At 59.7% G+C, this 19,444-nt stretch carries 22 protein-coding genes, 1 tRNA gene and 2 pseudogenes; 12 read left to right on the forward strand and 13 right to left on the reverse strand.

Annotation, left to right across the window (positions count from 1 at the left end):
* The first annotated feature begins 11 nt into the window (after nucleotides 1-11).
* The 6 genes from HCF10_RS23460 to HCF10_RS23485 all read left to right on the forward strand — a co-directional run bounded on the left by HCF10_RS23460 (nucleotide 12) and on the right by HCF10_RS23485 (nucleotide 3,435).
* Entirely contained in the window at nucleotides 12-218 is a 207-nt protein-coding gene (locus tag HCF10_RS23460; protein ID WP_065938870.1) for a cysteine-rich CWC family protein, read from the forward strand.
* Complete coding sequence (locus tag HCF10_RS23465) at nucleotides 208-900, forward strand: 16S rRNA pseudouridine(516) synthase (protein WP_131697134.1); 693 nt, start codon at nucleotides 208-210, stop codon at nucleotides 898-900. The genes HCF10_RS23460 and HCF10_RS23465 overlap by 11 nt, the downstream gene beginning before the upstream one ends.
* Before the next feature lie 304 nt (nucleotides 901-1,204).
* Nucleotides 1,205-2,089 carry an alpha/beta fold hydrolase gene (locus HCF10_RS23470; protein ID WP_167656513.1) on the forward strand — a complete coding sequence of 295 codons (885 nt, stop codon included), beginning with the start codon at nucleotides 1,205-1,207 and terminating at the stop codon, nucleotides 2,087-2,089.
* A gap of 223 nt (nucleotides 2,090-2,312) precedes the next feature.
* Nucleotides 2,313-2,386, forward strand: a tRNA-Gly gene (locus tag HCF10_RS23475).
* 199 nt (nucleotides 2,387-2,585) lie between these two features.
* Nucleotides 2,586-3,110 (forward strand): DUF3833 domain-containing protein, encoded by a 525-nt coding sequence (locus HCF10_RS23480; protein WP_167656514.1) that lies wholly within the window; start codon nucleotides 2,586-2,588, stop codon nucleotides 3,108-3,110.
* Nucleotides 3,111-3,129: 19 nt separating this feature from the next.
* Complete coding sequence (locus tag HCF10_RS23485) at nucleotides 3,130-3,435, forward strand: DUF6482 family protein (protein ID WP_131697138.1); 306 nt, start codon at nucleotides 3,130-3,132, stop codon at nucleotides 3,433-3,435.
* 50 nt (nucleotides 3,436-3,485) lie between these two features.
* Here the strand turns inward: HCF10_RS23485 and HCF10_RS23490 are convergent, their stop codons facing one another.
* The 3 genes and pseudogenes from HCF10_RS23490 to HCF10_RS23500 all read right to left on the reverse strand — a co-directional run bounded on the left by HCF10_RS23490 (nucleotide 3,486) and on the right by HCF10_RS23500 (nucleotide 6,071).
* Nucleotides 3,486-3,743, reverse strand: coding sequence for a DUF6124 family protein (locus tag HCF10_RS23490; RefSeq protein WP_167656515.1), 258 nt, complete (start codon nucleotides 3,741-3,743; stop codon nucleotides 3,486-3,488).
* Nucleotides 3,744-4,151: 408 nt separating this feature from the next.
* Nucleotides 4,152-4,911 (reverse strand): annotated as a pseudogene (locus HCF10_RS23495) (MFS transporter).
* Nucleotides 4,908-6,071 (reverse strand): MFS transporter, encoded by a 1,164-nt coding sequence (locus HCF10_RS23500; RefSeq protein ID WP_167656516.1) that lies wholly within the window; start codon nucleotides 6,069-6,071, stop codon nucleotides 4,908-4,910. Before HCF10_RS23500 ends, HCF10_RS23495 begins: the two are co-directional and overlap by 4 nt.
* A 95-nt stretch (nucleotides 6,072-6,166) precedes the next feature.
* Here HCF10_RS23500 and HCF10_RS23505 point away from each other — a divergent pair, with 95 nt between their 5' ends.
* From HCF10_RS23505 to HCF10_RS23515, 3 genes are all read left to right on the forward strand, one after another.
* Nucleotides 6,167-7,060: a LysR family transcriptional regulator gene (locus HCF10_RS23505; RefSeq protein ID WP_131697141.1), complete on the forward strand. Its 894-nt coding sequence runs from the start codon at nucleotides 6,167-6,169 to the stop codon at nucleotides 7,058-7,060.
* A gap of 69 nt (nucleotides 7,061-7,129) precedes the next feature.
* A complete protein-coding gene (locus HCF10_RS23510) occupies nucleotides 7,130-7,465 on the forward strand; it encodes a hypothetical protein (protein ID WP_167656537.1) in 336 nt (111 codons plus the stop codon).
* A 102-nt stretch (nucleotides 7,466-7,567) separates the two neighbouring features.
* Nucleotides 7,568-8,068 carry a methylated-DNA--[protein]-cysteine S-methyltransferase gene (locus tag HCF10_RS23515; RefSeq protein WP_145334924.1) on the forward strand — a complete coding sequence of 167 codons (501 nt, stop codon included), beginning with the start codon at nucleotides 7,568-7,570 and terminating at the stop codon, nucleotides 8,066-8,068.
* Here the strand turns inward: HCF10_RS23515 and HCF10_RS23520 are convergent, their stop codons facing one another.
* Entirely contained in the window at nucleotides 8,069-9,028 is a 960-nt protein-coding gene (locus HCF10_RS23520) for a GNAT family N-acetyltransferase (protein ID WP_337782371.1), read from the reverse strand.
* On the opposite strand from HCF10_RS23520, the gene HCF10_RS23525 reads away from it, so the two are divergent.
* The gene (locus HCF10_RS23525) at nucleotides 9,027-9,452 is read left to right on the forward strand and encodes a low affinity iron permease family protein (protein WP_027604355.1); all 426 of its coding nucleotides are present in this window, start codon (nucleotides 9,027-9,029) and stop codon (nucleotides 9,450-9,452) included. The two genes, HCF10_RS23520 and HCF10_RS23525, sit on opposite strands and share 2 nt — an antisense overlap.
* Before the next feature lie 54 nt (nucleotides 9,453-9,506).
* Here the strand turns inward: HCF10_RS23525 and HCF10_RS23530 are convergent, their stop codons facing one another.
* From HCF10_RS23530 to HCF10_RS23545, 4 genes are all read right to left on the reverse strand, one after another.
* The gene (locus HCF10_RS23530) at nucleotides 9,507-10,034 is read right to left on the reverse strand and encodes a DUF4142 domain-containing protein (RefSeq protein WP_131697144.1); all 528 of its coding nucleotides are present in this window, start codon (nucleotides 10,032-10,034) and stop codon (nucleotides 9,507-9,509) included.
* 118 nt (nucleotides 10,035-10,152) lie between these two features.
* Nucleotides 10,153-10,794, reverse strand: coding sequence for a LysE family translocator (locus HCF10_RS23535; protein WP_131697145.1), 642 nt, complete (start codon nucleotides 10,792-10,794; stop codon nucleotides 10,153-10,155).
* 54 nt (nucleotides 10,795-10,848) lie between these two features.
* Entirely contained in the window at nucleotides 10,849-11,259 is a 411-nt protein-coding gene (fos, locus tag HCF10_RS23540) for a fosfomycin resistance glutathione transferase (protein ID WP_167656517.1), read from the reverse strand.
* A 12-nt stretch (nucleotides 11,260-11,271) separates the two neighbouring features.
* Entirely contained in the window at nucleotides 11,272-12,189 is a 918-nt protein-coding gene (locus HCF10_RS23545) for a LysR family transcriptional regulator (protein WP_237683173.1), read from the reverse strand.
* Between the two features lie 77 nt (nucleotides 12,190-12,266).
* Here HCF10_RS23545 and HCF10_RS23550 point away from each other — a divergent pair, with 77 nt between their 5' ends.
* The gene (locus HCF10_RS23550; protein WP_167656519.1) at nucleotides 12,267-12,755 is read left to right on the forward strand and encodes a DMT family transporter; all 489 of its coding nucleotides are present in this window, start codon (nucleotides 12,267-12,269) and stop codon (nucleotides 12,753-12,755) included.
* Here the strand turns inward: HCF10_RS23550 and HCF10_RS23555 are convergent, their stop codons facing one another.
* From HCF10_RS23555 to HCF10_RS23575, 5 genes are all read right to left on the reverse strand, one after another.
* Complete coding sequence (locus HCF10_RS23555) at nucleotides 12,756-14,087, reverse strand: MFS transporter (protein WP_167656520.1); 1,332 nt, start codon at nucleotides 14,085-14,087, stop codon at nucleotides 12,756-12,758.
* Nucleotides 14,088-14,146: 59 nt separating this feature from the next.
* Nucleotides 14,147-15,088 carry a hydroxymethylglutaryl-CoA lyase gene (locus tag HCF10_RS23560; protein ID WP_167656521.1) on the reverse strand — a complete coding sequence of 314 codons (942 nt, stop codon included), beginning with the start codon at nucleotides 15,086-15,088 and terminating at the stop codon, nucleotides 14,147-14,149.
* Nucleotides 15,085-16,278 carry a CaiB/BaiF CoA transferase family protein gene (locus HCF10_RS23565; protein ID WP_167656522.1) on the reverse strand — a complete coding sequence of 398 codons (1,194 nt, stop codon included), beginning with the start codon at nucleotides 16,276-16,278 and terminating at the stop codon, nucleotides 15,085-15,087. The genes HCF10_RS23560 and HCF10_RS23565 overlap by 4 nt, the downstream gene beginning before the upstream one ends.
* Nucleotides 16,279-16,367: 89 nt before the next feature.
* On the reverse strand, nucleotides 16,368-17,276 hold the full coding sequence (locus HCF10_RS23570) for a LysR family transcriptional regulator (RefSeq protein WP_131697151.1): 909 nt from the start codon (nucleotides 17,274-17,276) through the stop codon (nucleotides 16,368-16,370).
* Complete coding sequence (locus tag HCF10_RS23575; protein WP_131697152.1) at nucleotides 17,276-17,950, reverse strand: NAD(P)H-binding protein; 675 nt, start codon at nucleotides 17,948-17,950, stop codon at nucleotides 17,276-17,278. The genes HCF10_RS23570 and HCF10_RS23575 overlap by 1 nt, the downstream gene beginning before the upstream one ends.
* 355 nt (nucleotides 17,951-18,305) lie before the next feature.
* Between HCF10_RS23575 and HCF10_RS23580 the strand changes: the two are divergent.
* Nucleotides 18,306-19,387 (forward strand): annotated as a pseudogene (locus HCF10_RS23580) (aminotransferase class I/II-fold pyridoxal phosphate-dependent enzyme).
* Nucleotides 19,388-19,444: the final 57 nt, after the last annotated feature.

Genomic DNA, 19,444 nt, shown 5'->3' on the forward strand with positions numbered 1-19,444 from the left:
CCCCACCGACCATGACCACGCCAACCCTTTGCCCCGCCTGCGGTGCCCGCAACGATTGCACCCTGGCCGACCCACGCACCGCCGACCAGCCGTGCTGGTGCTACAGCGTCACCATCGACCCGGCGGTGCTTGAAGCGCTGCCCGATGCATTGCGCAACACGGCCTGCCTGTGCCCGCGCTGTGCTCAGGTGGATGAGCAGCTTCGCAATGCGCGTTGACCGTTTCCTCAGCAACCTGCCGCGTTTCAATCGCCAGCAAGTGCGCGTGTTGCTGGTCGAGCGGCGGGTGACGGTGGATGGCGTGGCAGTCAGTGACCCTCATCATGAAGTGCGCGAATTCAGCCGCGTGTGTGTTGACGATGACGTGTTGCAGGCAGGCAAAGCGGCGCGCTATTTCATGCTGCACAAACCTCAGGGCTGCGTCAGCGCCACCTCGGACCCGCAACACCCGACTGTCCTGGACCTGCTGGATGAGCCGGACAAAGGCGAGCTGCATATCGCCGGTCGCCTGGATTTCAACACCACCGGCCTGATGCTGATCACCAACGACGGCCAGTGGTCGCGGCGCCTGACGCAACCGCAGACCAAGCTGCCCAAGGTCTATCGGGTGGAGACCGAGCAGGACATCGGCCCCGCATACGCGGCAACCTTTGCGGCGGGCCTGTACTTCGCGTTTGAAGACCTTACGACGCAACCGGCCGAGCTGGAGCTGTTGGGGCCACGCCTGGCACGATTGAGCATCATCGAAGGCCGCTATCACCAGGTAAAGCGCATGTTCGGACACTTCAACAACAAAGTGATCGGCCTGCACCGTGAGCGAATGGGCCCATTGGGATTGGATGCGGCCCTAGCGCCGGGCGAGTACCGGGCGCTGTCCGAGGAAGAAATCCGACAAGTCTGACGACCGTTCGGCCGGTGATGGCAAAAACCCATTTCTGCAACTTGCGACATCCCCGGTCTACTGCTTGAATCAAACCGTCAGCCAAATTATGACTGACGAGTCGCCTATAACCTCCAAGAAACACCTTGCCCCGCCCGCGCTTGATCTACGGGCCTCCCAGGCAAACAGCCCGCCATAACAACACCCGTCGGCCAGCCGTCATCGGACCGACATGGGCCCTCATCTTCCAGGCGTATGCCTACCTGTCATAAAGCTCGTGCAGAGTGATCTGCGCGCCCTACCCGCTTGCCAGGAGTCTTACGACATGAGGCCAGAAATCGCTGTGTTGGATATACAGGGTCAGTATCGGGTTTACACGGAGTTCTATCGCGCGGATGCTGCTGAAAAGACCATCATCCTGGTCAACGGCTCGATGGCCACCACGGCCTCCTTCGCCCAAACCGTGAAAAGCCTGTACCCGCAATTCAATGTGGTTTTGTACGACCAGCCCTACGCCGGTCGCTCCAAAATCCATAACCGTCATGAGCAAATGCTGACGAAGGAAGTCGAAGGCCAGATTCTCCTGGAACTTATCGACCACTTCGCCGCCGAGCACGTGCTGTCCTTCTCCTGGGGCGGCGCCGCCACCCTGGTGGCCCTCGCCCAGCGGCCACGCCGTGTGGAAAAGGCCGTGATCAGCTCGTTCTCGCCGGTGATCAACGCACCGATGCGTGACTACCTCGAACGTGGCGTCGATTACCTCGGCAACCTCGACCGCGACCGCGTCGGCCACCTGATCAACAGCACCATCGGCAAACACCTGCCGTCGCTGTTCAAGCGATTCAACTACAAGCATGTGAGCAACCTGGCCGAGCACGAATACGGGCAGATGCATTTTCACATCAGCCAGGTACTGCACAACGACCGCCTGTGCTACCTCAACGCCGCGCGGCAGATCGACGTGCCGGTGCTGTTTTTGAACGGCGAATGGGACGAGTACACCAGCGCCGAAGATGCCAGGCAGTTCGGGCAGTACGTGGCGAAGTGCAGCTTCAGCACCATCCAGGCGACGGGGCATTTCCTGGATATGGAGCACAAGGCGGCGTGCCGGGATAGCCGTGAGGCGGTGGTGGGCTTTTTGAAACCGGAACGGCAGGTCAGCCGATTGCGTTATCACCAGGGCCAGACACAGCATGCCTTTGCCATCTGAAATACCGTGCAGGAGCGAGGGGGACGCCTAGTTCTTGCTCGCGAAGATCGCCAACGATGACGTGCGCGCCCTGGTTGAACGCGGCGCTCTTGAATTCTTCGCGAGCAAGCTCGCTCCTACATCGGCTCCGTTCGTCGCCAGGGCAAGTGCCTGCAACTCGCACATTTTTCGAAGAAAAACTTCAAATCCCGGCGCACATCTGGTACAAAGTCAGCCGCTCTGAGCGGGTGTCGTATAATGGCATTACTCCAGCTTCCCAAGCTGATAACGAGGGTTCGATTCCCTTCACCCGCTCCACTCAGACATAGATTCCACGCCAGCAGGGTTTTGGCGGGGGATGCATAAAAAAACCGGTCCTTGGTGGCCGGTTTTTTTATGGGTGGGATTTGAGATTCGAAAAATAAAGCGCGCACAAACCTGTACAAATTAGTTTTCTTGTACAAGTATCATGCTTCGAGCGGCGGCACTTCGCCCCGTACCTTCGAAGAGCCAGGCCATGACACGTCTACTGTTTTCACTGTTGCTGGTATTGAGCTTGGCCAGTTGCAGCAACGTTGAGGTCAACCACTACGCCGACCAGCAACCGAAACTGGACCTGGAGCGCTTCTTCAGTAAACCCGTGAAAGCCTGGGGCATCTTCCAGAAGCGTTCGGGGGAAGTGGCCAAGCGCTTTGAGGTCGATATTGCCAGCCGGCGCGAGGGCAACGCGTTGATTCTGGACGAGCGTTTCTTGTACAGCGATGGCACGCGCCAGCAACGGGTGTGGACACTGACGCCGGACGGCCCAGGGCGCTGGCGCGGACGAGCCGGGGATGTGGTGGGCGAGGCGATCGGCGAAGTGGCGGGTAATGCGCTGCGTTGGCGCTACCGGCTCAATCTGCCGGTGGATGGCTCGGTGTACGAAGTCAGCTTTGACGATTGGATGTACCTGATGGACGAGGACACCTTGATCAACCGCTCGAGCATGTCCAAGTTCGGTGTCGAGTGGGGTCAGGTCACGCTGTTCTTTCGTCGCCAATGAGTCCGAGCGAGGGTCAATCATGAATATGCAAATGCTGGCCGAGCTGGCCGGGAAAGGCGAAATACGTGAGCTGGAGTTGCTGTCCCTGGAGGGCGGTTTCTATATCGCTCGCGTCAGGCTGGAGCACGTCGAGGCAACGTTACTGGACGATCACGGCAAGCCGCTGCGCATCGGGTCCACCACGCATTTACGCGACCTGTTGCAACGGGTTCCGCCGTTTCCTTGCGTACTGGTGCAACACTGCGTTCACGATGAAATGTGCGGCACGCGTGAAGGGCCTATCGGTGCGTTGCGCATTCCGTTTTCGCTGGCGGCGACACTGTAAATTCTGGCTCCCCTCCCCCGTGGTATGGGCGGCCTGGGAAGGCAAGCCGTTTACACCGTACGGATGGCCGACGCGGCTCGGTCCACACGGTCCTGAACAGCCTCGACCAGCAGCAGGCCCAGTTCAATCATCTGCTGAATGGCCAGGGCCAGATAGCGCTGTTGAGAGGGCAGGCTTTCGACGAACTCGTGGGTCATGGCACCTGCACCGGCGATGGTTTCGTAGGCGTTGGCGAGCAGCGCTTGAGTGTCGATTTCGGGACGGACGCTGAACAGTTTTACGGATGGATTGCATGAGTCAGTACACATCTGTTGATCCTCGTTAGGGACCGCATACCAGAGCTACTAAACAATGGGTGGCGGCTGTACGCAGGTTAGTAGACCGGCGAATCAACGAAACCGGCGCGCCCGAAGACGCCCTGCGTGCAGCCACCATAAGAGCAGCTGTACGCCGTTGATCGTATCGGGCTACTAAACCCGACCGCTGATGGGCAGCGGCTGACGAACCTTAAAGAGGTCGTCCAAGGCGCACAACTCGGACGAGTCTGATCGTTGTGTAGGCAATGCCGCAAGGTTCAGACCCATGCTCGAAGCATGAAGAAATCGAAGCTTTTGGCAACAAATAGCCGCTGAAGAACGTTTGAATTCAACCTGCCACTCACATCATTGTCCATGGCCCCACCCCACCAGAAATGCATACATAGGTTTGATCATTACTCAGCCATTGACCGCTTTCGATCTTGTTGACCTGCTCGACAGCGAGGAAGCCACCCACGCCAACGGCAACGTCACACCCAACATCCCCGCCAACACCATCACCGCCACCGGCACGCCCAGCGCATCCCCCACGCCACCAAACACCACCGGCGCCAACGCGCCACCCCCAATGGTGCCGGTGTAGAACAGCGCAAACGCCTGCTCGCGCTTGCCCGCGCCGGCAAGGTCGGGCACGGCGCCGTACAGCACCGAGGAGGTGCCATTCAGTACCAACCCCAACAGCGGCAGCATCACCATCAACCCACTCAAGGGCAGGTACACCGCCGCGACGATCAGCAGTGCGGTGCTGGTTTCCGTGATCCACACGGTCTTCATCATGCCGATGCGTGCGCCGAGATAGCCGCAGAACAGTTTGCCGAAGGCACCGCCGATGAACAGCAGGGTCAGCGCAAGACCGATGCCGGCGGTACCGGTAGGCAACACCCGCCAGCGCAGTGCCTCCCACCAGTATCAGCGTGCGGCCCCAGCGTCTGGCGGCGCGGCTGGCCAGCAATTGGAACACGGCCATCATCCCGGAATAGGCGCCACGTAACAGGCCGATCTGGGCGTAGGGCAAGGCGAACTGAGCCTGCCAGACAGGCAGCAAAACATAGATCACATCAGTGAGCCCATCGTGCACGGCATGGGCGCTGCAACCGGCGAACAGGGCGCGACGGCGCGTTGTTAATTCGGACGAAGGCACAGCGACGGTGTCGTTCATGGTGCAGAAATCAGCTCAGGTTTAAGGGGCTTCCAGCCGGTCAAGGCGATCAACAAGGTCAGCAGCTGGAAACCGATGATCAGCACCACGCAACCGGCCCAGCCCCAGCGTTCCCAGATCAGCGCCGGGACAATGGCGCCGCCACTGCCGCCCAGGTAATAACAGGTGAGATAAACACCGACAGCGCCCGTCTTGTTATTGCGCGCGGTGGCGTTGATAAACGCATTGGCGGCGGCTTGGGCGAGGAATACGCCGGTGGAACTGAGCGCCAGGCCGACTACGATGCACCACAGGGACGGCACCAAGGTCAACGCCGAACCGCTGACGCCCAGCACGGCGGCGACACTCAGCAGTTCGGCATGGGGGCGGGCTTTGCTGAGGCGCCCGGCGATGGGGATCACGATCAACGCCAACAGGAACACCATGTACAACGTCCCCAAGGCCGCAGGCCCAAGGTTGAACGGCGGCAGGCCCAAGTACAAACCTGCGTAGGTAAACGCCGCGACTTGCGAGAACAGCACGCAGAAACCTACGGCGTAAGCTGCCAACAGCGGCCGGCGAAATACACCTGACGAAGAGGCTTTAACCTGCACGGTCCGTGGGCGGTTGGCCGGTAACAGAAACTGGATAAACCCGCCGACCATCAAGCTCAGTACCGCGAGCAATTCAAAGGCTTCGCGCCAGCCCACATATTCGGTCATCACCCCGGTGACGAAGCGCCCGGCGAACCCGCCCAACACGGTGCCCGCGACGTAGAGACTCGTGACCTCAGTGACCGTGCCACCGCTCCAGCGGTCGCCGATGTAAGCCACGCTGGTGGCAAACACCACCGGGATCAACATGCCTTCGACAAAGCGCCACACCAGCACTTCGGCAAAGCTGTCGGCATAAGCGGTCATCAATGCCGGCAGCGCCAGCAGTAACGCCGCCACGACGATCACGCTGCGTTGCTCGAAGCGCCTGGTCAGGCGACTGACGAACGGGGCAGTGATCGCCACCGCCAGGGTGGTGACGGTGATGCTCCAACCCGCATCCTTGGCACTGATATGAAAATGCGCGGCAAACGTCTGGAGAATGCTTTGGGTCGCATAGAGGTTGAGAAACGCCGCGCAGCCACACAGGAACAGGGCAAGGCGGGCACAATGCAGGCGCGGTTTCATGAAACCTCTCGTTTTATTTTGAAAGGTCTTTATAGAATGGCCGGCGGGTCTTAAACCAATACCGAATTCCGACCGATTGATACCCAAGGATCAGGATGCTCGACCTACGCAAGCTGCGTTACTTTCTGACGGTCGCCGAAGAATTGCACTTCGGTCGCGCCGCCCTGCGCCTGCACCTCGCCCAACCGCCTTTGACCCGGCAGATTTCAGCGCTGGAGGCAGACTTGGGTTTCAAGCTGTTCGATCGCACCAGCCGCACCGTAACGCTCACCGCCCAGGGCCGCTCGTTCCTGCCCTACGCACGTGGCGTGTTGGAACAGGTGGAGTTGGCTCAGGTGATTGCCGGTAAGTTGGCAGCAGGGACAGCGGGTCAACTGGCCTTGGGCTACGTCAGCTCGATTGCCCTGTCGGACCTGTTCAGCCAGTCGATCCAGGCTTTCGCCCAGCGCTTTCCCGATGTGCAACTGACCCTGGTGGAATGCGCCTCCGGCAGCCTCGGAGCACAGGTCGCCGACGGGCGGCTGGATATCGGCTTGAGCCGGCTGTTGCCGCAAAACGACAAGGTGCACGCGCTGTCATTGGGCGAGGAACGCCTTGTGGCCGCAGTGTCGAGTGACAGCCCCCTGGCTGACCAGGCCGGTATCAGCCTGGCGCAGCTCGGTGCCTATCCTTTGATTCTGTTTCCAGCGGATTACGGCTCGGGGCTGAACCAGTCCATCGAGCAGCTTTACCGCCACCATGGCGTGCCATTGCATGCCGGACCGACCGGACGGCAGATCACCTCGATCATTGCGCTGGTGGCCGCCGGGCAAGGGGTGGCCCTGGTGCCAGCCTGTACGCAGAGTTTGATGAACAAGGGCGTAACTTATCGGCCTTTGGTGGAGGCGGATGCGTGTGCGCGGTTGTTGGTGTTGACCCGTAGAGAGGAACCGAATTTGTCAGTGCAAGCCTTTATAGCGCTCATTGATGAGGTTGCGCGCGCTCGATAACGCTCAGTCTTCAACTACCGGTTCATACGGAAAGTTCGCTCAACACTAGTTCCCCCCAGGGTTATTGCCATAATTGGACCCAAAGAACACGCATCCACACCCGTACTGCGCCAAGTACTCGGCTGGGTGTTGGTGTTGCCACTGCTGGTCGCACTGGTGCGGCTTCCGTATCCCTGGGGCCTGGGGCTGGCACTCGGATCGATCGCCGAGTCCGTCTACGGCGTAGGGTTTGCCAGGCGCCATGCCAGCCGAGGCGTGACCGTATTCGCTGCAATCGTCACGCTGTTCAATCTGATTTCCCTGGTCACAATCGGGGAGGCCTCAGTGATCATGGGGCTCTACCGGATTTCCTGGTTCTACTGGTATCCGTACTATTCCAACTGGGTTTATTGGAATTTCCAGTAGGTCCAGTGAGAATTCAAGCGCAAGAAACGTAGTTTCCAGTCCGGCGGATGGCATTACCGTAGGCCTGTAGCGTTTAACAACTGCCCTTCGAGGAGCCCGCTCATGCCCTACGAATACAAGCTCATGTCCTCCCCCGTCGGTGAACTCACCCTGGTGGCACGCGATGGCAAGCTCAGCGCCATCCTGTGGGAAGTGGAACGCGCCAACCGAGTGCGCCTGGGTGAGTTGCACGAAGCCAACGAGAGCCCGGTGCTGTTGGAAACCGAGCGCCAGTTGAAGGAGTATTTCGCCGGTAGTCGCCATACATTCGATTTGGAGCTGGATTTCGCCGGTACCGATTTTCAGAAGCAGGTCTGGCAGGCGCTGCTGACCATTCCTTTTGGCGAAACCCGCAGCTACAGCCAGATCGCCCAGCAGATCGGCAACCCGAAAGCCGTCCGTGCCGTGGGCGCTGCCAATGGGCGCAACCCTATCTCGATCATTGCACCGTGCCATCGGGTTATCGGCGCTTCGGGCACCTTGACCGGATTTGCCGGAGGGCTTGAAGCCAAGCAGTATCTGTTGACGCTTGAAGACCGCAGCCAGGTAAAAATGAGCGTCTGATCAGGCGACTGCAACCGGCCCCCGAATAAAAGACTGGTAGTCGAACAAACCTTCGAACCCCAACTTTCGATACACCGAGATTCCGTCCATGGTTGCCTCAAGAAAACATCGCCGGGCACCCAGGCTCGACGCGTGACGCAAGGCCGCTTGAATCAATCGCGTGGCGTAACCTTTGGTGCGAAAACCCACTAGCGTGCCGACATCGTTAAGCCGAGCTTCTCCATTACACAGGGATAAAGTCAACGAACACCTCACCTGCCCCTCGGTGGACAGGATGAAGTGGTGAAGCGATTGCCCCGTTTCCAGAGCACGCTGGTGCCGGGCCTGATAACGCGCAATGCCCTCGGGCGGCATCGAAAATGCGTTGCCAAGGGGAACGGCCCAATCGGCCAGGTTCCGAGTCAAGCTGATCTGCACAGAGCGGTCATCTGTAGATGAAACAAGGCTCGACAGATCGAGGACCATCGCAGTCGTCTTTTCGGCAGGCTGAAAGCCCATCCCCATGAGCGCCTCAGCGATCAGCCCGACCTTTTCCTCATGAATCACTACGCGCGTATCCAGAAAAATACGGCGAAGCAGGTCCATCGGCACCGCCATTGCGCCCCCCATCGGCGCGCTGCCGACTCGGATAAACAACAGGTTCCACGGGTCGAAATAGTCGTCGGTAAAGTAAGCGTTGATACAGGTGTTGTAGCGGCGATGCAGCGAGCAGGTTGCGGCGAAATAATGATCTTCGGTCTGGTGATAAAGCGCAGGCAGGTCGCAGGCGGTGTCAGCGTGCATGGGATTTTCCGTATAAAACCCCAGTCTTGCGCCCGTCGTTGCAAAACGCCGTAGGCCCACTCCCAAGAACCCTGCAGAAAAACGCACAGCGTTGTTCACATCCCAAGTTGTAAAAAGAAATTTCAGAGCGTGCCTGCGGTCAGTATTTTCATCACTCACCTTAAGGAAAACGGTCATGAAATTCTCCGCAGTCTCACAATCCTTGTCCCGTTGGGCAGGCAGTGCCCGGACGTTCTATGCGGCGGTCGCGTTGATTTTCCTGTGGAGCTTGAGCGGGCCGTACTTCCACTACAACGACACCTGGCAGTTGATCATCAACACCTCGACCACCATCATCACCTTCCTCATGGTGTTCCTGATCCAGAACACGCAAAACCGCGATAACGACATCCTGCACATCAAGATCGATGAACTGCTGCGCGTCTCCAAGGATGCGCAGAACGCCGTGCTGAGCCTGGATGGCCTGGACCGCAAGGAACTGGAAAAACTGCGCCAGGAATACCGCAGCATTGGCAACACCGGCACCGTGAGCCTGAACAGCAGTTGCGGCCACGCGGCCGACGATGCGGCCCCGAACAAGACCGACCTGAACCAGGCGTAAAAAAACGGCGGTTGGATAGGATCCAACCGCCGTTTTTCATATCAAGTGAAGGTCTCAACCGTCGCCTTGATGGCCCTTACCGTAGGTCGACGCCAGGGCCCGGGCCTTTTGCAGACGCTCTTCCAGTTTAGGCAGCGTCTCATCCACCAGTGCTTTGATTTCCGGCACATCCGAGGCCGCACCTTCTCGCTTGAACAAGGCAATGGCATCTTCGTTTTCCTTCACTTGCTGCGCGGTGTAGGCCGCGTCGAAGGAATCGCCGTCCTTGAGTTCGGGCATCAGGGTTTCGGCCTTGTCGATGATCTTCTCCCGTGGGGCCACGGGCAGGTCGAGCTTCTTGGCGATGGCCGCCAAATGCTGGTTGGCCAGGGTGCGCTCGTTGATCACCTCGATGGTGTAGTCCTTGATTTCCTGGGACGAGGTTTTGGCGTGGGCCATGCGACTGGTTTCGATATCGGCCATGCCTTTGGCCGAAGCCTGCTCGATGAATTCAGCAGGCGACTGGGCGAAAGCATTGCTGGCGCCGAGGCCCAGCAGCATCGCGAAACTGGCGGTGCGTAACCGGATAGCCATGCGGCTCATGATGGGTTCCTCCAGGGCAAAAATAGGTGCGGGGAAAGACACCTCGCCCTGAATTCGAATTTTCCGGGCGGCAAAGGTTTAGAAAAAACTTGCCCGTGCGACGAACGGTCGTGGCCCGTCAGGCCGGTTTGCTGCCGAACAGGCCTGGCAACGCATGGGCCAGGGCATTGATGGCAAAGCCGATAAACATCACGCCGCAGAGCTTGGTGATAAGGATTTCATGGCGCTGATACACCGTGCGCACCCGCTGGGCACCGACCACGCCGATCAGGATCGCGTAGGCCAACAGGCCACCGACGAAGCTCAGGAAGATCAACGCCGGCAGCATCGACCAGGTCAGCAATTCGGCACGGCTGGACAGCAATGCAGTAAATGTCGCCACGGCCACCGGATACGCCTTGGGGTTGGTCAAGCCGAACACAATGCCGTGCCAGAATGGATGCCGCGCCGCACCCTGGGGGGCATCACTGCTGCGACGCTGGGTGCGAATCGCGCGCCAGCCGAGCCAGAACAGGTACAGGCCACTGAGCACGCCGAGCACATCGAACGCGCTGCTGCCGACTTCCCGCGCGCCCACAATCGCGACCAACGCCGTACTGCACCACAGCACATCGCCGAGCAAGTGCCCGCACAGAAACCCCGCCCCGGCACGACGGCCTCGGGCAGCGCCGATACCAAACACCGCCAATACCCCGGGGCCAGGCGTAATACCGTAGATAAAACCCGAAGCGAGGACGGCGAGCAGCAAGGAGGGGGTCATGGGCGCGACTCTGACAAAGCGTGGGAAGGTGGACGGATTCTGCACGTTCCTGCGCTATGGGTAAAACCTCATTCCCGCATAGGGGCTGTCGCGGCAAGCCAACAGACGCGAAGCCAGGTCGCCCACATGGGCTTCGAGCTTATGGCCGTCGGGATCGAGGAAATAGAACGAGGCGCCTTCACTTCGATTGTCGCGCCACTCTTGCACCTCGGCGGCGCGCAGACGCGAGACCAGCGCAGCGAAATCACTCGCTCCGACAGTGAACCCATAGTGGGTGTAATCGGCCGCCGGCTTCGAGTCGCTCAGCGGATCAAGCGACAGGCATAGCCATAGGCCCGGCAATGACAAATAGGCGCCGGTGTCCCACGTGGCGTCGAGCTTGAGTTGCAACAACTCATGGTAAAAGCCGACGCTGCGACTCAAGTCGGTGACGGCCAGGGTCAAGTGGTTGAAGCCTGAGAACATGTTTTTTTCCTGTTATCTGCAGCCCTCGGACAACATACCCTGCACCTGCCCAATCAACCACTGCAACCCCGAATCCCCGCCCCGTCGCGCATGCCATGCCAGCTCAAAGGTAAACGACGGGATATGAAACGGCGGCGCCACGGCGACCAGATGCGGGTGATCAATATTCAGCAAGCCTCGCGACGATACGGTGAGAATCAAGTCCGTGCCCTCAATCAACTGCGGCGCCACCCCCCAGTGCGGCAGGCTGATCGCCACATGCCGTCGTTCACGAATCGCTGTCAGCGCCCGTTCGATTTCCGGCGCGCCGCTGCCGCGCATTTCCAGCAGTACGTGGGGACGCGACAGATACGTGGGCAGGTCGAGCACACCGTTGTGCGACAGGCTGTTGCGGTCTAGCAGGCAGGTGTAATGCTCTTCGAACAACGGCGCAGTGCGCAGTTCGGCGGGCATGTCGGGGAAGACACCGGCTGCCAGGTCGAGATCACCATTGAGCACACCGTCGACCATGCCTTCGCGGCTGGCCTGGATGATTTGCAGGTCGATACCGGGCGCCTCACGCCGCAGGACTCGGACCAGACCCGGCAGGAAAATTGCCGCACTGTAGTCCGACATCGCCACGCGAAACCGGCGCTTGGCCGATGCCTGGTCAAAGCGATTCGGCGCCAGCAGCGCCTGCACCTGGGCCAGGGCTTCAGCCAATGGCGCCGCCAACTCCAGGGCACGGGCCGTGGGCACTAATGTGCCGCCCTGACGCACCAGCAGCGGGTCACTCAACATATCGCGCAAGCGCGCAAGTGCATGGCTGACCGCAGGCTGGCTGAGGTGCAAACGTTCGGCGGCGCGGGTGACGTGTTGCTCGCTGAGCAAGGCGTCGAGGATCACCAGCAGGTTGAGATCAATGCGGCGCAGATCATTCATCAGCTGCATGCTCGTCATAATAATATGGAATTTAAATTTGCGTGACGAATAGCTTAGAGTCCAGAAAAACCTCTGGGAGATTCGACATGACGACGTTGCATTGGGCAGGTTTCTTGCTCCTGGCGGTGATCGCAGGAGCGGTGGTGCCGTTTCAAAGTGCGATCAACGCCAACCTCGGGCGCGGTCTTGGGCACCCGCTGTGGGCCACCCTGGCGTCGCTGCTGGTGAGCATTACCGTGCTGCTGCCGGTGATCGTGGCGCTGCGCTTGCCGCTGCCCAGCCTCACGTTCATCACCAAGGCGCCCCTGTGGATGTGGGCCGGTGGTGCGTTTGGTGTGTGCTTTATCGCGTTGGCGTTGATGCTGCTGCCCAAGCTGGGCGCTTCGGGGTTTATCGCCCTGGCCATGGCCGGGCAGATTCTTGCGTCGCTGCTACTGGATCACTTCGGCCTGTTTGGCTTGGCGGAGCGCCCCCTGACAACGCCCCGAATCCTTGGCGCGTTGTTGTTGATGGGCGGCGTGGCGTTGATTCAGCTCAGCGCCACACCGGCCCGTGCGCTGACAACCGCAGGCTGATCAAGCCTTGTCGAGGGTGCGCAGCTTTTGCGGCAGGCCCCACAGCAGCAGCGCCGCCGCCAACAACGCACACACGCCTATCACATAGAGCGCCGGGGTGGTGCTGCCGGTGAGGTCCTTGATCCGTCCCACCATCACCGGGCTGACAATGCCACCGAACTGCCCGAGGGTGTTGATCACCGCAATCCCGCCCGCCGCGCCTGCGCCGGCACCGGCCAGCAACTTGGGTGGCAGGGTCCAGAAGGTCGGGATCGAAGCGATGATGCCGGCGCCCAACATCCCCAGGGCGATGATCAGGAAGGTGGTGTGGTCGGCAAAGATCCCGGCGCTGAAGAAACCCACCGCGCCCAGCACGACCAGCCCGCAGACAAACTTGCGGCGCTCGCCGGTCGCGTCCGACAGCCGCCCGATCACCACCATGCTGATCGCGCCGCACACATAGGGAATCGCCGTGAGCAGGCCGATCATCACCGGGCTTTGGGTGCCGGCGCTGCGGATCAGTTGCGGCGCCCAGAAGTTGAGGCCGTAAGACGCCACCTGGATCAGGAAGTAGATAAACCCGAGCATCAAAAAGCCGGGAATGCGGATCGCCGACAGCAACGAGCCGCCATGTGTGTTCGGCTCATGCTGGGCAATACGGCTCGACAGCAGGGTTTTCTCCGCCGGCGTCAGCCAGTGCGCATCTTCGATACGGTCCTTGAGCAGCGTCAGCACCAGGAAGCCCAAGCCGATGCAGGGCAAGCCGCCGAGCAGGAACAGCCAGTGCCAGCCGCGCATCTGCAGCACGCCGTCGAGGTGTTCCAGCACCAGGCCGGAGAACGGTGCGCCGACCAAACCTGCAAAGGCAGACGCCAGGAACAGCATCGAGGTAATGCGCCCGCGGAAGTGCTGCGGGAACCACAACGTCAGGTAATACAGCACACCGGGCGCGAAGCCCGCCTCCATCGCGCCGATGATGAAACGCAGGCCATAGAACTGCCATTCGGCCGTGACAAACACCATGGCCGCCGTGGCCAGGCCCCACGACATCATGATCCGCGCGATCCAGCGCCGCGCGCCGACCTTGTAGAGCATCATGTTGCTTGGCACTTCAAAGATCACATACCCCACCACGAACAACCCGGCGCCCAGGCCATAGGCGGTGTCGCTCAGGCTGAGGTCGGCTTGCAGCTGGAACTTGGCAAAGCTGATGTTGATGCGGTCAAAAAACGCGAACAGGTAACACACCATGATCAGCGGCATCAGGCGCCAGGCGACCTTTCTGACCAGGGCTTTTTCGGCATCGATTTCAGCGGCCGGGCGCGCGCCGACCTCTAACGTATTAGTGCTCATGCTTTCTCTCCAGCGGACTGCTCACAGGCGTCCGATTGTTTTTGTTGTCTGGTATGGCGTTACAAGGCGGCGACGTAGTCCGGCGGCGGATGCAGGTCGCAATTGCGCCCGGCCTTGGCTACCTGGCCGGGCAATTCATGGCCCAGCAGGGCCGGCAAGCGGCGGGACAGGTTCAGCAGGTGCGGCAGGTCGATACCGGTGGGAATGCCGACCTCTTCACACAGGTTGACCAGATCTTCGGTGCAGATATTGCCCGACGCCCCCGGCGCAAACGGGCACCCACCCAGGCCCCCCAGCGCTGCATCAAAGCGTCGGGCTCCAGCTTCGTAGGCGGCCAGCACGTTGCACAGGCCCAGGCCGCGGGTGTTATGAAAATGCAGGGTCAGGTCGCTGGCAGGCACGCGTTGCAGCACGCGCGTGACCAGGCGTTCCACCCGGCGCGGGTTGGCCATGCCGGTGGTGTCGGCGAGGCTGATGCCCTGGATGCCCAGGTGCAGATACGCGTCGACCAGTTGCAGCACGCGGTCTTCATCGATCTTGCCTTCGAACGGGCAGCCAAAGGTGGTGGCGATGCTGCCGTTGAGGCGTACCGGGTGCCCGGCGGCAAAGCTGACGATATCGCCGAATGCCGCCAACGACGCCTCGCACCGCATGCGCATATTCGCCAGGTTGTGGGTCTGGCTGGCCGACATCACCAGGTTCAGTTCGTCGGCGCGCGACTCGACGGCACGCTGGGCGCCCTTAAGGTTAGGGATCAGCGCAACGTAGATCACACCGGCTTTACGCTCGATGCCCTGGAACACGTGTTCGCCATCGCGCAATGCAGGGATGGCCTTGGGCGACACGAAAGAACCGGCTTCGATCCGCGAAAAACCGGCCAGGGAAAGCTGGTCGATCAGGGCGATCTTGTCAGCGGTTTCGACCCAGGTCGGTTCGATTTGCAGGCCATCGCGCGGGGACACCTCCTGCACGATCAGCGGGTCGGAATAGTCAGTGATCATTGCACCACTCCCGAGGTTTTCAGGCGTTGGATGTCGGCAACCGTAAGGCCCAGGCTGCCGAGGATGTCATCGGTGTGCTGGCCCAGGCTCGGGCCCTGCCAGTTCACGGCGCCGGGGGTTTCCGAGAGCTTGGGCACAATGCCCGGCATCTTCACCGACACACCGCCAGGCAGCTCGGCATTGAGCAACATGTCGCGCGCCTGGTAGTGCGGGTCGCTGACGATATCGGCCACGGAGTAGATGCGCCCGGCCGGCACTTCGGCGGCTTCCAGGGCGCTGAGCACCTGCTCGATAGACAGGCTGCTGGTCCAGTGGGTGATGGCGGCATCAAGCAAACCGCTTTTCGCCGCACGGCCATCGTTGTGGGCGAATTCGGCGGCTTCGGCCAGGTCGGCACGGCCGATGGTGGTCATCAAACGCTTGTAGATCGGGTCGCTGTTGCCGGCGATCACCACATAGGCACCGTCGGCGGTCAGGTAGGTATTAGAGGGCGCGATGCCGGGCAAGGCGCCGCCGCTGCGCTCGCGCACATGGCCGAGCATGTCGTATTCGGGCACCAGGCTTTCCATCAGGTTGAACACGCTTTCCGCCAGGGACACATCGACAATCTGCCCGTCACCCTGGCCGGTCTTGACCCGCAGCAACGACATCAGCGCGCCGATCACACCGTGCAACGACGCGAGGGAGTCGCCGAGGCTCACGCCGACCCGCGCCGGGGGCGAATCGGGGTTGCCGGTGGTGTAGCGAATCCCGCCCATGGCCTCGCCGATGGCACCGAAACCAGGGCGGTCGCGGTAAGGGCCGGTCTGGCCGTAGCCGGAGATACGCACCAGGGTCAGTTTGGGGTTGAGCGTGTGCAGTACGTCCCAGCCCAGGCCGAGTTTTTCCAGGCCACCGGGGCGCAGGTTTTCGATCAGCACATCGGCATCGCCGAGCAGTTGCTTGATCAGGCTCAGGCCTTCAGCGGACTTGAGGTCCAGGGCCAGGGATTTCTTGTTGCGTGATTGCAGGTACCACCACAGCGAGGTGCCTTCATGCAGCTTTCGCCATTTACGAAGCGGATCGCCCTGCCCCAAGGCTTCGATCTTGATCACCTCGGCGCCGAACTCGGCCATCAGCCGGGCGGCGAACGGCGCCGCAATCAGCGTGCCGATCTCGATCACCTTGATACCGCTCAAGGGAGCCGTCATGGGGTGTACCTCTTATTCTTGGAATGTGAGCCCAAGGCTAGAGGACAGGGGCAGGAAAAATCCAACCGTCAGTTGGCAAGGAGCGTTCGCTAAATGCGAACGCTCAGATAATCGAACAACAGCCGACTCACTGGCGACAACTGCGCCTCATCGCGCACCACCAGGATCAAACTGCGGTCCGACCAGGCATCGGTCAGCGGCACGGCATGCAGGCCCAGGGCACGGCCAAACAATTCATAGGCCTTCAACGGCAGGATGCCGATGCCCATGTTCGCCTGGACCATCCGGCACATCGCATCAAAGCCCGGCACATGAATACGCAGACGCAGCATCTTGCCGGCCTCGCGCGCGGCGGCGTGGCTGCGCATGTTGATCGAGCTGGCGGCGTGCAGGCCAACGTAGTCACTGTCCAGGGTCTCGACGAAGGCCAGGCTTTCGCGCGGCGCCAACGGGTGATCCGCCGGCATCAACACCACCAGTTTGTCGTGGCGATAGGTCACCCTGGGCAGGCCTTTGGTGTCGGTATCACTGGAGCAGATCCCCAGATCCGCCACCCCATCCAGCACGCCTTGCACCACGCCGTTGCTGGGGCGCTCTTCAAGGTCGGTTTTCACTTCGGGATGCAGCTCGGAAAAATCCCGCAAGTCTTCTGGAAGAAACTGAATAATCGCCGAAAGATTGGCCAGCATCCGCACGTAACCGCGCACGCCGTGGCTGTGCTCGCCGAGCTCCAGGCCCATTTTTTCCACGTTGAACAGCATCTGCCTGGCATGGTGCAGCAGGGTTTCGCCAGCGGCGGTGAGGTCCATGCCCTTGGCGCGCCGTACGAACAGGCTCACACCCAGCACCTGCTCCAGTTCCATCAAGCGCTTGCTGGCTGCCGACACGGCGATGGCTTCGCGGGCGGCGGCACGGGTCAGGGTGCCCTCTTCGAACACCGCGACGAACAGTTGCAGGGTGATCAGATCGAGGCGACGCACCAGGCTCTTGTGCAACATCAGGCGCGCTCGGACGCCAGGCGATTGATCTCGGCCTGTTCCACCAGCGGTTGCGGCGCGCCATGGCGCACCGCCGCGAGCATCGCCCGGCCGACGGTCTCGGTGCTCACCACCCAGCCCGGCTTGACCCGACGCGCCAACGACAGCACTGGCCCGAGCACGGAATAGAAGGCTTGATACAACGGCGTCTTCGAGCGCACACCGTGCAGCGGCTGGATGATCCCCGGCCGGAACAGATACACCGCCTTGAATGGCAGGCGCAGCAAGGCATTCTCGGTCTTGCCCTTGACCCGCGCCCACATCGACTTGCCCGCCTCGGAGCTGTCGGTACCGGCGCCGGACACGTAGATGAACGTCATCTGCGGATTAAGCCGCGCCAGGGTGCTGGCGGCCACGAGGGTCAGATCATAAGTGAGATGGGTGTACCGGGTTTCATTCATGCCCGCCGAAGAGACACCGAGGCAGAAGAAACACGCATCAAACCCTTGCAGCAGGTTTTCCAGGGGGTGGAAATCCAGCATGTCGTTGTGCAACACCTGATGCAGCTTGCCGTGTTCCTGGGTCAGGGGCGTGCGGCCGACGGCGACGACTTCCTGTACGTCAGCGGCCAGCAGGCACTCGCGCAGGACGCCCTGGCCGACCATGCCGGTGGCACCGAATAACAGAACTCTCATCAAGTACTCCCTTCATCCATCTAGTTTCGACTACCCAAGAGACAGGTCCTTGAAGGCCATCGTCACATCCGGCCTGTATGCGGACACCTTACTCAATCCTGCGGGATACGACCTCAACAAAACGCGAACGCCCCCACTGCATTTATTTACCCAATCACAATCAAATGTTCCCTGAATCCGCTACGTTGGGTCATGCACATAAGAATCGGTCGGATGTCCATTGGGACTTACAAAATGTAGGACCTTACTCACAACAAAATATCCATTCGGAGTAGCTTGCATGGGAAATATCTGACTTACCCTATCAAAATTTTCCCTTTACTGTTTTTGCCTTCCCTAAGGACAGGTAAAAACAATGAAAAATACTCAATCAAAAAATCAATTCACAAATTACAAAAAACTAATTGATCTTGCCGACAGAGACTGGCACTCAGCACAGTCAGGCCGAATCTGCGAACTTAATGTAAAAGTCCAAAACAACAACCAACTTATTGATCAGCATGGACGAAAACTCCATCACTTCTGCACGACGTCATATCTTGGCCTCGACTATCACCCAAACATACTAAAAGGGGCTATCCAGGGAATAAAAGAAGCCAAAACACTTCGCATTGCAAACTCAAAAAATCGATGCAAACTTGAAATACTCGAACGCTATGAAACAGAGCTATCAGGCCTTTTCAACTCAATCTGCCTCAGCACTTTGTCCTGTAGTGCGGCCAGTTCCGGACTCTTGTCCATGCTCGCCAGCGGCGTCTTTACCAATGACTCCCCACCCACTATGGTATTCGACAAACATTCCCACTATTCAATGAATCATATTAAAGCCTCCTGCGCAGATGAAACAGAAGTAAAAACCGCGCCTCACAATGACTCCCACGCCCTGTCAGCATTTGGAGATAAAGGGGCGGTTTTATCCGGCCGCGCTTGCAAGAGATAGACAATAAAACCTTAATCGTGGCCTCTCTAGGCAAATCATTTGGTGCCAGTGGAGGACTGATCATGTTCGGTAGCGAAAGACAGAAAAGTCTAATGTACCGATACGGCGGCCCCAGTAACTGGTCTCAAAGTCTGAACTCTGCCGCCATAGGAGCCGGGCTGGCGTCAATAAAAATACATCAAACAACCGAGCTATCCGTGCGTCAAGAACAGCTTCAAACCAACATCCGGTTATTCGACAGCCTTATCCACACTGAACAACAGGGTGCCCACACCGCAATACGATTGGTAACCTGCGGCGAGGCTGAAAAAGCGAACACACTCGCTATACAACTGGCTGACAGCGGATTTTTCACTTCTGCCGTATTTTTTCCTGTGGTACCCAAGGGAAAAGCAGCATTACGTATAACTCTTCGGGCAGACATGAGCCCTAAGACAGTAGAGTTGTTTTGCTCAACACTGACAGCCTTAATAGAGGAACACAAAGACGCAAACTAAATTTCGCACCTACTATAACCAACCTCCACATAAGCACTCTTATTTCTCAGTGAGCAT

This window comes from Pseudomonas sp. B14(2022) (assembly GCF_012030485.1).
In the GTDB taxonomy this organism is placed as follows: Bacteria; Pseudomonadota; Gammaproteobacteria; order Pseudomonadales; family Pseudomonadaceae; genus Aquipseudomonas.

Excerpts from the sequence above, each read along its gene's own strand:
- HCF10_RS23500 (WP_167656516.1), bottom strand. The coding sequence starts at position 6,071 with ATGAAACCGCGCCTGCATTGTGCCCGCCTTGCCCTGTTCCTGTGTGGC.
- HCF10_RS23520 (WP_337782371.1), bottom strand. The coding sequence starts at position 9,028 with ATGACCGTTTTCCTTAAGGTGAGTGATGAAAATACTGACCGCAGGCAC.
- HCF10_RS23460 (WP_065938870.1), top strand. The coding sequence starts at position 12 with ATGACCACGCCAACCCTTTGCCCCGCCTGCGGTGCCCGCAACGATTGC.
- HCF10_RS23525 (WP_027604355.1), top strand. The coding sequence starts at position 9,027 with ATGAAATTCTCCGCAGTCTCACAATCCTTGTCCCGTTGGGCAGGCAGT.
- HCF10_RS23480 (WP_167656514.1), top strand. The coding sequence starts at position 2,586 with ATGACACGTCTACTGTTTTCACTGTTGCTGGTATTGAGCTTGGCCAGT.
- HCF10_RS23535 (WP_131697145.1), bottom strand. The coding sequence starts at position 10,794 with ATGACCCCCTCCTTGCTGCTCGCCGTCCTCGCTTCGGGTTTTATCTAC.
- HCF10_RS23545 (WP_237683173.1), bottom strand. The coding sequence starts at position 12,189 with ATGCAGCTGATGAATGATCTGCGCCGCATTGATCTCAACCTGCTGGTG.
- HCF10_RS23560 (WP_167656521.1), bottom strand. The coding sequence starts at position 15,088 with ATGATCACTGACTATTCCGACCCGCTGATCGTGCAGGAGGTGTCCCCG.
- HCF10_RS23565 (WP_167656522.1), bottom strand. The coding sequence starts at position 16,278 with ATGACGGCTCCCTTGAGCGGTATCAAGGTGATCGAGATCGGCACGCTG.
- HCF10_RS23505 (WP_131697141.1), top strand. The coding sequence starts at position 6,167 with ATGCTCGACCTACGCAAGCTGCGTTACTTTCTGACGGTCGCCGAAGAA.
- HCF10_RS23550 (WP_167656519.1), top strand. The coding sequence starts at position 12,267 with ATGACGACGTTGCATTGGGCAGGTTTCTTGCTCCTGGCGGTGATCGCA.
- HCF10_RS23470 (WP_167656513.1), top strand. The coding sequence starts at position 1,205 with ATGAGGCCAGAAATCGCTGTGTTGGATATACAGGGTCAGTATCGGGTT.
- HCF10_RS23575 (WP_131697152.1), bottom strand. The coding sequence starts at position 17,950 with ATGAGAGTTCTGTTATTCGGTGCCACCGGCATGGTCGGCCAGGGCGTC.
- HCF10_RS23515 (WP_145334924.1), top strand. The coding sequence starts at position 7,568 with ATGCCCTACGAATACAAGCTCATGTCCTCCCCCGTCGGTGAACTCACC.
- HCF10_RS23555 (WP_167656520.1), bottom strand. The coding sequence starts at position 14,087 with ATGAGCACTAATACGTTAGAGGTCGGCGCGCGCCCGGCCGCTGAAATC.
- HCF10_RS23465 (WP_131697134.1), top strand. The coding sequence starts at position 208 with ATGCGCGTTGACCGTTTCCTCAGCAACCTGCCGCGTTTCAATCGCCAG.
- HCF10_RS23485 (WP_131697138.1), top strand. The coding sequence starts at position 3,130 with ATGAATATGCAAATGCTGGCCGAGCTGGCCGGGAAAGGCGAAATACGT.
- HCF10_RS23570 (WP_131697151.1), bottom strand. The coding sequence starts at position 17,276 with ATGTTGCACAAGAGCCTGGTGCGTCGCCTCGATCTGATCACCCTGCAA.
- HCF10_RS23490 (WP_167656515.1), bottom strand. The coding sequence starts at position 3,743 with ATGTGTACTGACTCATGCAATCCATCCGTAAAACTGTTCAGCGTCCGT.
- HCF10_RS23530 (WP_131697144.1), bottom strand. The coding sequence starts at position 10,034 with ATGAGCCGCATGGCTATCCGGTTACGCACCGCCAGTTTCGCGATGCTG.
- fos (WP_167656517.1), bottom strand. The coding sequence starts at position 11,259 with ATGTTCTCAGGCTTCAACCACTTGACCCTGGCCGTCACCGACTTGAGT.